The sequence below is a fragment of the Bradyrhizobium sp. AZCC 1693 genome (assembly GCF_036924745.1).
In the GTDB taxonomy this organism is placed as follows: domain Bacteria; phylum Pseudomonadota; class Alphaproteobacteria; order Rhizobiales; family Xanthobacteraceae; genus Bradyrhizobium.
Genome location: NZ_JAZHSD010000001.1, coordinates 2944830 through 2957702 on the forward strand (window position 1 = coordinate 2944830; position 12873 = coordinate 2957702).

11 protein-coding genes and 2 pseudogenes are annotated in these 12873 nt (G+C 60.0%); 6 read left to right on the forward strand and 7 right to left on the reverse strand.

What is annotated here, in order from left to right; all coding sequences use genetic code 11:
* Positions 1-77 precede the first annotated feature (77 nt).
* The 6 genes from V1293_RS14050 (at position 78) to V1293_RS14075 (ending at position 6930) form a co-directional block, all read left to right on the forward strand.
* On the forward strand, positions 78-1052 hold the full coding sequence (locus V1293_RS14050) for a zinc-dependent alcohol dehydrogenase family protein (RefSeq protein WP_334510421.1): 975 nt from the start codon (positions 78-80) through the stop codon (positions 1050-1052).
* Positions 1053-1144: 92 nt separating this feature from the next.
* Positions 1145-1864: a hypothetical protein gene (locus tag V1293_RS14055; protein WP_334510423.1), complete on the forward strand. Its 720-nt coding sequence runs from the start codon at positions 1145-1147 to the stop codon at positions 1862-1864.
* A gap of 598 nt (positions 1865-2462) precedes the next feature.
* Positions 2463-3179 (forward strand): hypothetical protein, encoded by a 717-nt coding sequence (locus tag V1293_RS14060; RefSeq protein WP_334510424.1) that lies wholly within the window; start codon positions 2463-2465, stop codon positions 3177-3179.
* A gap of 39 nt (positions 3180-3218) precedes the next feature.
* Positions 3219-3710: a (2Fe-2S)-binding protein gene (locus tag V1293_RS14065; protein ID WP_334510426.1), complete on the forward strand. Its 492-nt coding sequence runs from the start codon at positions 3219-3221 to the stop codon at positions 3708-3710.
* Complete coding sequence (locus V1293_RS14070; protein ID WP_334510428.1) at positions 3707-6079, forward strand: xanthine dehydrogenase family protein molybdopterin-binding subunit; 2373 nt, start codon at positions 3707-3709, stop codon at positions 6077-6079. Before V1293_RS14065 ends, V1293_RS14070 begins: the two co-directional genes overlap by 4 nt.
* The gene (locus tag V1293_RS14075; RefSeq protein WP_334510430.1) at positions 6076-6930 is read left to right on the forward strand and encodes an FAD binding domain-containing protein; all 855 of its coding nucleotides are present in this window, start codon (positions 6076-6078) and stop codon (positions 6928-6930) included. The genes V1293_RS14070 and V1293_RS14075 overlap by 4 nt, the downstream gene beginning before the upstream one ends.
* On the opposite strand, the gene V1293_RS14080 is transcribed toward V1293_RS14075, so the two are convergent.
* The 7 genes and pseudogenes from V1293_RS14080 to V1293_RS14110 form a co-directional block, all read right to left on the reverse strand.
* Positions 6910-7413, reverse strand: coding sequence for a winged helix-turn-helix transcriptional regulator (locus tag V1293_RS14080; protein WP_334510432.1), 504 nt, complete (start codon positions 7411-7413; stop codon positions 6910-6912). The two genes, V1293_RS14075 and V1293_RS14080, sit on opposite strands and share 21 nt — an antisense overlap.
* A 124-nt stretch (positions 7414-7537) precedes the next feature.
* Positions 7538-8791, reverse strand: coding sequence for a CaiB/BaiF CoA transferase family protein (locus V1293_RS14085; RefSeq protein ID WP_334510435.1), 1254 nt, complete (start codon positions 8789-8791; stop codon positions 7538-7540).
* A gap of 13 nt (positions 8792-8804) precedes the next feature.
* Complete coding sequence (locus tag V1293_RS14090; RefSeq protein ID WP_334510436.1) at positions 8805-9584, reverse strand: enoyl-CoA hydratase/isomerase family protein; 780 nt, start codon at positions 9582-9584, stop codon at positions 8805-8807.
* Between the two features lie 117 nt (positions 9585-9701).
* A pseudogene (locus V1293_RS14095) lies at positions 9702-10693 on the reverse strand (fumarylacetoacetate hydrolase family protein).
* Positions 10694-10925: 232 nt separating this feature from the next.
* The gene (locus V1293_RS14100) at positions 10926-11702 is read right to left on the reverse strand and encodes an enoyl-CoA hydratase-related protein (protein WP_334510438.1); all 777 of its coding nucleotides are present in this window, start codon (positions 11700-11702) and stop codon (positions 10926-10928) included.
* A gap of 18 nt (positions 11703-11720) precedes the next feature.
* Positions 11721-12335: a TetR/AcrR family transcriptional regulator gene (locus tag V1293_RS14105; RefSeq protein WP_334510440.1), complete on the reverse strand. Its 615-nt coding sequence runs from the start codon at positions 12333-12335 to the stop codon at positions 11721-11723.
* Positions 12336-12433: 98 nt separating this feature from the next.
* Positions 12434-12862, reverse strand: a pseudogene (locus tag V1293_RS14110) (enoyl-CoA hydratase-related protein); the annotation flags it as partial.
* Positions 12863-12873 lie beyond the last annotated feature (11 nt).

The window sequence follows — 12873 nt, forward strand, 5'->3', positions numbered from 1 at the left end:
ATGGTTTTGTGTCGAGCCGTCAGCGAACCCATGAGAATAATTGGCGGAATGAGCCATACGGCTCTCGCGGAGGAACAATGAAGTTTTTGCAAATGTCTAAATTTGGCAATCCCACAGAGGTGGTTGAACTTATCGAAAGCGATCCACCCCCACCGCCGGCAGCAAATGAAGCCACGGTCGAAGTCGAATACTCACCGATCGGTCCCGCTGAACTTCTGATGATCCGTGGCATGTATGGGATCAGGCCACAGCCGCCGGCGCCGCTTGGGAACGAAGCTATTGGACGCGTTGTCGCCGTTGGAGCCTCGGTTAAAAGTGTAAAGACTGGCGATCGTGTCGCCATTCCGATCGGACTTCCCGTGTGGAGGCAGGCCATAACGGTCGCGGCCGCCGATCTCATCGTCTTGTCTGCGCAAGCCGATCCCCAACAGCTGTCAATGCTTCGGATCAATCCGCTGACAGCGGCATTGCTCTTAACCGAGTATGTCGAACTCGGCAAGGACGACTGGGTCATCCAGAACGCCGGCAATTCCGGTGTGGGACGCAGCGTCATTGCGTTTGCACGGGAGTTCGGACTGCGCTCGGTAAGCCTCGTACGCAGACCCGAACTCGTGGATGAGCTGAAGTCAGCCGGAGCTGACGTCGTCCTTGTCGATGGACCCGACGTTGTGAAGCAGGTCGCAGCGGCTACCGGCAAGGCTAAAATCAAGCTGGGACTTGACGGCGTGGGTGGCGACTCCGCGCACTGGGTTGCGTCTTGCCTAACGTCGAACGCCAAGATGGTCGCCTATGGCGGCGTCAGCGGAAAGCCCGCGGCCGTGAGTCCCCTGAACATCATTTTCAAGCAGGTGACGCTGGAAGGGTTTTGGCTGTTCTATCCGCGCTTTCGAGATGCACACGAAAAGCTTGCGGCTCATACGCGGACAGCCGAGCGACTGATCGCCGAAGGCAAACTGCACGTTCCGGTCGCCGGCGTTTATTCGCTCGAGCAGGCAACTCAGGCCATTGCGCATGTGCAAAAAGGCGGGAAAGTCCTTCTGAAACCCAACTAATGGATAATCAACGGTCAGGCGCCCTGAACTCTAGGGCGCCTGAAACCGCAACCAGTCCGATATGGAAAGCCATAGGGCGAACCGGAGGAAACATGACTGCACTTTTAGATCTGGTGCTGGAGTCTCACGGAACTCTTGAACGATGGCGAAAATTCAACGCGATCGATGTCAACCTTTCGATGCATGGTGAGCACTGGAAAAGAAAGGGATGGGACGGTGTCTTCAAAAATGTTCAATTGAAGGTGCAAACGAAAGAACAGCGAGCTTGCTATACGCACTTTACCGAAGAAGGCGTGCAAAGCATCTACGAGCCGGATCGTGTTCGGCTAGAGACAATCGACGGGAAGCTTATTGAGGAGCGTGTACATCCAAGAAAGGCGTTTGAAGGACACACCCTTCAAACTACGTGGGATAGGCTGCATCTGGCTTACTTTTCCGGGTATGCACTTTGGAATTATCTGAATACTCCATTTATGTTTGTCACTGAGAGTGCCAAGGCGGAGGAAATAGATCCGGTGTCCGATCAAGGCACGGTACGCCGGCGGCTGAAGATCACTTTTCCCAAAAAGGTTGGAACTCACTCTCCGGAACAGATATTCCACGTCGATGAAAACGGACTCATCGCTCGTTTGGATTATACCACGCTTGTGGCCGGTGGCGCTCAAGCCGCGCACTACATGTCCGAGTACAAGAACATTCAAGGGATAATGATGCCAACCAAACGGCGCGCGTTCAGGAGAAACCCGGACGGAACTTTAAATACTGAACCTGTCCTCGTCGGTATTGATATCTCTGCAATAACCTTGACTTAAGAAAAGCATTGAGACGGCAGGAAGCACGCAAACAAATGGGTATCTCCGTTGTTATGCAAGGGCAGCCTGCCTTAGCGAGGCAAGAGGCGAGCCTGATGACCGGGACCGTCAGTGCCGGCGCATAGAGACCGCCACCTCAGCGGCACAGCGGATCAGCACGACACGCTGATCGATGTCGGTTTTGTAGATGATCGTGACGTCGACATTGCTGAAGCTGCGGCATGCCGAGGGCCTTTCGAAAGAGGTTCTTTCCAACAGCGATACATTTTCTGGCGAAAGTATTATTTTTCCCTTCGGCTCTGGGGACACCAGCGGTCTGTCAGCAGCTATGAATCATGGCGTCGTGTGTCCCCGGCGATAGCAGAAGGACAGTAGAGTTCATTGCAGACGGTCGGCATCGGGCACCCCGGCGATCGAACAAGCCATTCCCTCACTCTTCGAGCGCATCTGCGTGGACCTCCGAATAACTCCTATTAGCAGCGTAAACTCGCCTGGCCCGCTATCCAATGGCCCGACCAGGAATTTCATGCAAGAATTCACTTGCCTTCCAGTCACTCTTATTATTAGAGTTGATCAATGCACAAGGGGGGCAATGGATATGAGCGAACTGCGCGACCTTGTCCTCAACGCTCACGGTGTCACACGCTGGAAATCGGCCAGGACGATCGAGGGCAATATGTCGATCACCGGCCTGCTATGGGCAAGAAAAGGCTGGCCCGACGCGCTGAAGCAGGTCCGCGTTACGGCCGATACCGAAAGCCAGCGGGTTTACTATCAGCCGTTTACGAATCCGGATTGGCGCAGCGTCTATGGGCTCGAGGCGGTCGCAATCGAGACGTCGGACGGCAAGTCAATCAAGAGCAGGGTAAATCCGTGCGCGTCGTTTCAAGGCCACGCGGTTGAAACGGCGTGGGACGATCTGCACCTCGCCTATTTCAGCGGCTACGCGATCTGGAATTATCTCAATACCCCGTTTCTCTTCGTGTTGCCGGGCTTCAAGACGGAAGAGATCGAACCCTGGGACGAACATGGCGAGAGTCGACGCCGGCTAAAGGTGACATTTCCGGATTCAGTCGCGACGCATTGTCCCGAACAGGTGTTTCATATCAACAGTGAAGGCCTGATCTCGAGACTTGACTACAGCGCGGTCGTAACCGGCGGAGTTCCGATCGCGCACTACGCTTCCGAATACAAGGATTTTGATGGCGTCAGGATCGCGACCAAGCGGCGCGCCTATCGTCGAAGAGCGGATGGCACCGCGATCACCGAAGGCGTTGTGGTGGCGATCGATATTGCCGACATCCGGTTCTCATAAAGGAGTACGGCGGCCAGCGTGCCGTAAACAGGAGGAAGAATGCCGGAAACTAACAACCGTCACATGGTGACGCTGGAAATCAACGGCACGCGCAAGACGGTCCTCGTCGAGGCGCGGAGGTTGCTGGTCCATCTGATCAGGGAGGATCTTGGCCTCACCGGCACCCATGTGGGATGCGATACCTCGCAGTGCGGCGCTTGCACCGTGGAGATCGACGGGCAAGCGGTAAAGTCCTGCACCGTGCTGGCCGTGATGGCAGATGGCGCGTCGATCACGACTATCGAGGGCCTAACCGCGCCAGGTGCCGAACTCAGTCCGGTTCAGGCAGCATTCCATGAACATCACGCGCTGCAATGCGGCTTTTGCACGCCGGGCATGGTGATGAGCGTGCGTCAGCTATTGAAGGATAAGCCCGATCCAACCGAGCACGACATTCGCCACGGCCTTGCCGGCAACATCTGCCGCTGCACGGGCTATCACAACATCGTCCGCGCCGTCGAAAGCCGGGCATCGAAAGGCGATCAGCCATGAACGATACGAGCGCTATCCGCCATATCGGCCAGCCGCTCAGGCGACGCGAGGATTTCAAACTCCTCTCCGGCAAGGGCCGCTACGTTGATGATGTCAGGTTGCAGGGTATGCTGCATATGGCGGTACTGCGGTCACCGCACGCCCACGCCGAGATCAGAAGCGTCGATCTGGCCGCCGCCAAAGTCGCACCGGGTGTTCGCCTCGTCCTGTCCGGCAAGGCGCTCGCCGGCAAAATGGGCCCGATCGTACCGAACTGGATCATCCCCGGCAGCAAGGTGCCGTTCCGCCCCGTGATCGCAACCGACCGCGTTCGCTTTGTCGGCGAATGCGTGGCGCTGGTGGTGGCGGAAACGCTGGCCGAAGCCTACGACGCGATCGGTCTGATCGAGGTCGATTACGAGGTGCTGCCCGCGGTGACCGATGAAGAGGCCGCGATCCGGGAAGACGCGACGCAACTCCATGACAACGTTCCCGGGAACATCACCACGATCTACAAGGTGCGCGGAGGCGACTACCAGCAAGCCACCCGCGAGGCCGATCAGGTCATCGGACTACGCATCGTCAACAACCGTCTGATCCCGACCTGCATGGAAACGCGCGCGATCGTTGCCTCGCCAGAACCGGACGGCACGCTGACGGTCTATATCGGCAGCCAGGTCCCCCACATGCACCGGCGCTGGATCGCCGAGACGGTCGGCATTCCCGAGCATCAATTGCGGGTGGTTGCACCTGATATCGGCGGCGGCTTTGGCGCCAAGATGCATCTTTATCCAGAGGATCTGCTCTGCCCCTATCTCGCTCGCGAACTCGGCGCACCGGTCAAATGGTGGGAAAGCCGCTCCGAAAGCCATCAATCGACCAGCCATGGTCGCGCCCATACAGAAAACATCGAGATCGCTTTCAGGAACGACGGCAAGATCCTCGGCCTTAAGGTGGCGACGCTCGGCAATGTCGGCGCCTATCTCTCCAACATGGCAAGCGGCGGTCCAACGGTAAACACCATCAATTTCGGTACTGGCACCTACAAGATCGACAATTACGAAGCCATTTCCCGCGTCGTCGTCACCAATACCGTGCCGGTTGATGCCTATCGCGGTTATGGCCGGCCTGAAGGCGCCTATATTGCCGAGCGTGCAATCGATGCGGTGGCGCGCCATCTCAAGCTCGACCAGGTCGAGGTGCGGCGGAAGAACTTCGTTCAACCAGCGGAATTTCCCTATCGGCCCTACGGCAGCATGGGGGTGATGTATGACAGCGGCAACTATCAGGGACTTCTCGACAAGGCGCTCGCGGCTTTCGACTATGACCGACGCCGCAGCGAATGCGAGGCCCTGCGCGGCAGCGGCATCTATCGCGGCATTGGCGTCGCCGCCTATACACATATGTGTGGGATGGCACCGTCACGCCGGTTGGCGATGAGCGGATTTGACCGTGGCGGCTGGGAAAGCGCTCGTGTCAGCATCGATTCCAGCGGGCGAGCTACGATCTATTCGGGCTCGATGAGCCAGGGACAAGGCCACATCACGTCGCTATCGCAGATCGCGGCAGACGTGCTGCAGATTCCGATTGAAAACATCGACATCGTACAAGGCGACACGCGCCAGGTACAGGCCGGCCACGGCACGTTCAATTCCCGTTCGATGGCGGTCGGCGGATCCAGCGTGCACGTGTCCTCGCAGCGCATCGTCGCCAAGGCCAGGAAGATTGCGGCGGGCATGCTGGAAGTTGACGAAAAGGATGTTTCCTATTCGGCGGGTGCATTCAGCGTGCCCGGGACGGATATTGCGCCGGTAACGTTCTCAACGGTGGCCCGCATGGCCTATGTCGGCCACAAGCTTCCGGACGGCGTCGCGCCGGGCCTTGATGAGACGGTGTTTTACGACCCGACCGGCATGGGTTCGCCATCAGGCATCCATCTCGCCTATGTCGAGGTCGATCCAGAAACCGGGATCGTCGATATCCTCGACTATGTCGCGGTGGACGACGTCGGCACGCTGATCAATCCCCTGCTCGCGGCCGGCCAGATCCACGGCGGCGTCGTGCAGGGCATCGCGCAGGCGCTCTATGAAGAGGTCAGCTACGATCCTGACAATGGGCAACTGCTGACCGGCTCGCTGCTCGACTATGCCGTTCCGCGCGCCGAGCATGTGCCGAACATCCGATCGCTGTTCCAGGAAACGCCCTCGCCGACCAATCCGATCGGCGTCAAGGGTATCGGCGAGAGCGGCTCGATCGCCGCCCCACCCTGCATGGTTCACGCCGTGCTCGATGCCTTGTCACCGTTCGGTATCGCCCATCTCGACATGCCGCTGACGCCGCCACGCGTCTGGGCTGCGGTGCAACAAGCACGCATGGGAGCGTCCCAATGATCCCCGCAGCCTTCGATTATGTCCGCGCATCTTCGCTTGCCCAGGCGATCGATCTGTTGCGCGACGATTCCGACGGAACGAAGCTTTTGGCCGGTGGCCATACCTTGCTGCCGGCGCTGAAGCTACGGCTGGCGTCGCCCGCGCTCCTGATCGATATCGGAGGCCTCGCCGAGCTCAAGGGAATCGAGATTGGCGAGACCGGCATCAGGATCGGCGCACTGACGACGCATACCGAACTATTTGCATCCGAGCCGCTGAACAAGGAGTTGCCGGTCTTTCGCCAGGCGGCCGGCCTCATTGCCGATCCCCAGGTACGTAACCGCGGCACGATCGGTGGCTCGCTCGCGAACGCCGATCCCGCGGCTGACTGGCCGGCGGTTGTGGTGGCGCTGCAGGCTGAGATCGAGATCGCAGGCACGAATCGCCTGAGAAGGGTGGCGGCAAAAGACTTCTTCGTCGATATCTTTTCGACGGTTCTGGAATCGAACGAAATTCTCGCCAGCATCCATATCCCGCGACCGATGAACGGCATGCGTTTCATCTACCGAAAGATCCGGCATCCCGCGAGCGGCTTTGCCGTCGTGGGAATCGCGGTCGGCGTGCGGCTGCAGCAAGGCGTGGTTGCCAAGATTTCCATCGGCGTCACCGGTGCAGCGAACCATGCGTTCGCCGGCCAGCACGCCGCCGATTTCCTGACCGGCAAGACGCTCTCGCGGGACAATATCGACCAGGCGGCAAAATTGCTGAGTGAGGCCACAGAGTGCCTCTCGGACCGCTACGCGTCGGCGGACTACCGCGCGAATCTGATCCGGGTCGAGATCAGGCGAGCGCTACTTGCGCTTTCGTCGTGAGGCGGGAGCCTTCGCACCGGCCGCTGCACGATCGGCGATATCGCCGCCAAATCGCTTGCGATTGAACGGAACAGCACCTGCGCCGGCAACGATCTCGACGTCCTCGAGCCGCAACGGCTTGCCGCCGCTCGTACGCAGTTCCGGATACTCGATCGGGCGCCTGGCGGCGCGGTCGCGGAACACGACCTGCGGCCCGGCCGGCTCCGCCAGCCAGTCGTCACCCCATTTCTTCAGCGCTAGATAGGCCGGAAAGAAATCACGTCCCTTCTCGGTCAGGACGTACTCATATCGCCCGGCGTGTTCGGGTAGCGGCACCCGCGTCATGACGCCGGCCTCGACGAACTTCTTCAGCCGGGTGCTCAAGATATTGGGAGCGATCCCGACATAGTATTCGAACTCGTCGAAGCGTTTCACGCCGTAATAGGCCTCGCGCAGGATCAGGATGGACCAGCGGTCGCCGACAATTTCCATGGCGCGCGCCATGGAGCATTCCTTGTTGGCAAGACGGCTTTGCTTGACACTGGACATAGCTGTTTCAATCCCGAACTCAGCCCATACCATATTGAGCGGGATTCGTGTATGTCCAGTGCCGTTCGGCGTTTCGCTATCAGGCGGCCTGACCGGGCTCGGCTTGCGCCTTGGCCACGACCTCGGGCTCCAGCGCGCGGCGATGCGAAACGAGCACGCCCGCTTCGCTCAAGCGCTTCAGTTCCGCCTCGCTGACGCCGAGCTCTGTGAAGACTGCGAAATTATGTTCGCCCTGAAAGGCAGGCGTGCCAATTGGCGTCAAGTCTTCTGCCGAAAAGCGCCAAGGCCGGCCCGGCAGGCGATATTCACCGCCGCTGCGGTCAGGAACGTGTTGCACGGCGCCCCAGTAGTCGCTCCATTCCGAGGCCGTGAGCTCCTTGATCGAACGGATCTCGCCCATGGCGATTTTGGCCTCGTCGAACTGGGCGTCGAGGGTCGCCATGTCCGGAAAGGTCAGGATCCAGGACTGGATGATCTGGTGCAGCACGCCGAAATTCAACCGGCGCGCGGCCGCAGTGGAGAACCGGGGATCGTCCATCAGATCGACGCGGCGCATGGCGCGCAGCCACGACGGAAAGGTCAGGCTGCCGATGATACTGGTCGCAACCGTGAAGTGCTCGCCTTGCGGTCCCGTGAAAAATGGGCAATCGGTGGCCCCGAGTATCGCGGGCTCCGCCCCGATATCGTCGTCGGAGAGATCGACATGCGCTCGTTCATTGACGGCGAGCAGCGTCGCCGCCATTGCAACGTCGATATACTGGCCCTGCCCCGTCTTCTGGCGGCTGTTGAGCGCTGCGAGAATCGCAATCACGGTCTGCAATCCGGCATAGACGTCTGCATGCGACAGGCTGTCGGTACGCGGCTCCGCCAGCGTGTTGCCATAGTGACGAACGCTGTTGTCGGTAAAGCCGGCCTCGGCCTGCACGGTTGGCGCATAGGCCATCCGGCTGCGCCACGGACCGCCCTGGCCATAGCCGGTGATCGACGCGTAGATCAGACGCGGGTTGCGTTTGGACAGTGTTTCGTAGTCAAGGCCGAAGAAAGCCAGAGTCCCGGCACGGAAATTTTCGACGACGATATCGGCGGTGTCACAGAGTTTCAGCACCAACTCATAGGCGCCCGGCATATTGAGATTGATGCTGACATTGCGTTTTCCGGCATTTTGCTGGGCGTAGTAGCCCGACATGCCGTCGGTCGATGGAAACGCAAACCGGGAAACGTCGGGGCTTGGCGGTTCGATCTTGATGACCTCGGCGCCAAGATCCTGCAGCGTCCGCGCGCACAGCGGACCAGCCAGCACGCGGGAGAAATCGACGACACGGATTCCACTCAAGGGGCCACTCATGTCAGCGCCCCGCGAACTTTGCAAGACCTGGGCCGTTCTTGCGGAATGACGTGAGACCGGTCTTGAGGTCTTCCGACGCCCAGATCGGCGCCTGTACTCTTGCCATCGCCTCGTCCGCAGCCACCACGCCCTGGTTGACGGCGATATGCGCGAGTTCCTTGGTCGCGGCATGCGCCACCGTCGGTCCCTGCGCAAACTCCTCCGCGATTGCCATCGTCGCCGTCTCCAGCGACTCTTCCGGAACCGTGAGATTGATTAATCCCCACTTCTCCAGCGTCGGCGCATCATAGCGCCGCGCCAGCATCGACATTTCCTTGGCGCGCTGCGCGCCGATCCGCTGCACCTGCCGCTGGATTCCGCCCAGCAAGGGATGCAGCCCAAGCGTCGCCTCGACCGAACCGATTTTCGCCGACGTGGCCGCGATGATGTAATCGCACGATAAGGCAAGCTCGAGACCGCCACCCAGGCAAACGCCGTGAACACTGGCGATTAACGGGATTGGCAGCAGTTCCATAAAGCGCAGGAATTCGACGCCGTTCAGCTGCCGATTTTCAGCGCCTTGATCTTCGCTGTCTGCCTCCACCCGCTTCTCGAACTGATCCAGATCTGCACCGGCGGAGAAATGCCGCAGTCCGCTGCGGATGACGATGGCGCGGCTGCCTGCCCTTTGCGCCGCCTCCACCTGCTCCACAATCGCGTTGAGGAGCTTGGGGCCGAGCAGGTTGTGCGGCCGATAGACCATTGTCAAAACGGAGATATTGCCACGCTGTTCGCGCGTCACAAATGCATCCTCGGACAAAGCTGCCTCCTGTTTGCCGGCGGCTCTCGCGACCGCACCATTTCGGCTGTGAACGCTACATCACAGCTTGCATTTTGCAAGCTGTCATTTTCTCCCGCATCAAATGTCTTGGCGCTCGACCCGATTTTTCAAGACCCCGATGTTCTCGACTTCGAGTTCGATGCTATCCCCGTGCTCGAGATACCAGCCAAGTTCGAGGCCGCAGCCATTGCCCACGGTACCGGACCCGATGAACTCACCGGGCATCAACGTCTCATCCCGGGTGATGTGGGCGATGATTTCTTCGAACGAAAACAGCATGCCTTCGCTCGTGCCCTGCGAACGAACCTCGCCGTTGACGCGGGCTTCCATCTTGAGCTTGTAGGAATCGCCTATTTCGTCGGGCGTCACGATCCAGGGGCCGAGCACGTTGCCGCCATCGAAACTCTTGCCTTTGGCGGGTTCCAATCGGCCTTCCATCTCTATGCGCTGGGCATCGCGGGCCGAAAAGTCGTTGAAGATTGTGTAGCCGAAAATGTGGTCGCCCGCCTTCGCTGCAGGAATGTTCGCGCCCCTGTTCTTGGTGACGATTCCGAATTCCAATTCGTAGTCCATCACCTGGCTGTAACGCGGCCATTTCACCGTCGTGTTTGGGCCCTTCACGCTAAAGCGGTTGGTGATGTGTAGTAGATTGGCTGCCTGCGATACACCTCTGGCAGTTCGGGCAGCGGCGCCGCCTGCAGGCGCGCGAGTTCAGCCGCATCGCCGGCCTTTCGCGCATTTAGTTTGAGATGCCCGATCGGGCCTTGAACGATATGCACCGGAAACGACATGCCGTCGCGCATCTGGCGCGGCTCCGGCAACGGGGCAAGGATTTCGGCTTCCGCCACCGCGGACCACAAGTCCTGATCTTTCCTATAGCGGTCGAACAGATTGGATGCTTCGTCGAGCGCGGCGTCGCCGGCATCCACGAGGTCCAGCATCGATCTGAATGCCGGATTGTGCTTACCGGCCCGCTGCGATGCGGAAGCAAGATCAAACAACAGGCGGCCGCCGGCATGGACTAGCGCGACCTTATTTTGACCGCCGGATCGATAGGTAGCCAGTTTCAAGGCGCGCCTCCCAAGCCAGATCAGCACTTCTCGTGCGCAGCATAGATCATAACTTGCATTTTGCAAGTCAATATTCTGCCGGAGCTTATCGAGTTGGAAGACGTCCGATCGCACCAACGCGATCGTTCGCGAAGGAGCACCGATTACCAGGGGCCCATGGAACACGCGGTAGCTGCTGAAGGCGATCCCAACCAGCGATGTTCGTTGTAGTACCCCTTTACACAAGGCCGCGTCAGCCAGCGGTTAGTTTCGAAAAATCCGGCTTGCGACGCTCGGCAAACGCCGCGAATGCCTCGCGCGCTTCTGCGGTCTGCAACCGCTCGCGGAACAGCGCGCTTTCTCGGCTCATTTGCGCTGCGATCCCTTCCATATCGCGCATCAGCGCCTTGGTGTGACTGAGCGAGCCTGCGGGTTGCTTGGTCAGTGCTTCGGCGGCTTCCCGGGCTCTGGCTCGCAACTCTGCGGCCGGCACCACGGCATTGGCCAAGCCACAGGCCAATGCACCAGCGGCATCAAGTGGCTGTCCCAGCGCAAACATGGCGTAGGCGCGGACGTGGCCGATGCGCGCAGGCAGCAGCCAACTCGAGGCCGCCTCTGGGACGAGAGCCAGGTTCACGAATGGCGTCATCAACCTTGCGCTGTCGGCAAGAAAAACCAGATCGCAGTGCAGCAGCATAGTGGTGCCGACCCCTACCGCGTTGCCCTGCACTGCGGCGACGAGCGGACGGGTTGCGTTGCCGAGATTGTTGATGAACCGGAACGCCTGACTTTCCCTCGCATCTTTACCGCTGGCTTGAGCGCTGAAATCCGCGAGGTCGTTCCCGGACGTAAAGCTGTCGCCGTCTCCCTGAAACAGCACGACGCGTATGGCCGGATCTTGCTCCGCTCGCTCCAGCCCATCCGACATGGCGCTGTACATGGCATTGCTGAGTGCATTCTTCTTGTCGGCGCGGGCCAACGTCAGTGTCATGATGCCCGCGGCCACTTCGGTCTTCACGTGTTCAGTCACGATCGTCTCCTCTCGAACTCAGCTTTTGTCTGCTGCACCCGTTTCCGCGCCAGCGCTCGCGGCCTGATTGCGCAAGGCCTGCCGACCGGCGTCCAGAAGAGTGTCAGACAGCCGCCTTTCGCCGGCCGCACGCGCGAGCACGATGGAGCCGACCATGGTCGCAATTGCGCCGGCTGCGGCCTGCCGCGCATCCGTTGATGATCTCTTCGGGATCAAACCAGCGATGACATCGATCATTTTCTCGAGCCTACCGGCAAAGGTACGCCGCGCCTCCGGGCCCGAGCGTCCAATATCCGCGGCCAGAGCCGGAAGAGCGCAACCGCGGGCCGCATTGTTGCGGTGGCGGGGGCTCAGATAGGACTCGACGACTGCGTCGAATCCTTTCTCGGCAGGCAACCCCTCCGTGAGATCCAGCCAATGAGCGACGGTTCGATCCATGGCCAAGGCGAGCGCTTCAATGACCAGAGCATCACGCGACTTGAAGTAGGCGTAGAAGCTGCCATGCGTCAGGTCGACGAGCTTCATCAGGTCGACCACACTCAAGCCGTCGGCCCCGTTCTGACGCAGGCCGTAGGAAGCATTTTCGACAATCCGCCTGCGCGTCTGCTGCCCATGGTCTTTCGGGTAACGCATTGCTTGCTCCGGGATGACCAAAGAAACAGAGCCATATTAGATGACTGTCATCATATATAACAATCAAATTCCGCAGAATGGCCTTTTGATCTGCGCACCGCCGATTCAGCAGCGATTCGAATGTCGCGGGCGAGTGCGAGCGCAAGCCCTGCGCCCGCGGCAGGCCTGGGAAGCGCCGCGAGCGTCGGCTTTCGCAAGCCGACCAACGCACCCGTGAGGGTGCGCTGCTTGATGCGCAAATCGGCGACCCGTTCATCGATCGGCGCTTCGGCTTTGGCGACATTGCTCCCCATACTCTTGACGTCACCGCCCGCGCAGAAGGCGGCCCCAGCACCCGTGATGAGCAATGCGCCGACGCTGGAATCGTCGCCGCACTGCCTGATCACGCGCCGCAGCGCGGGAGTAAGTTGATCGGACAGGGCGTTGCGGGCCGCGGGCCGGTTCAGCGTGACGAGCGCCACGCGATCCCGGATCTCGCACAGCAACTCACCTGTGCCGGTGTCGACCTCGATCCGATCTTCTGCCATCCGCCCTGGTC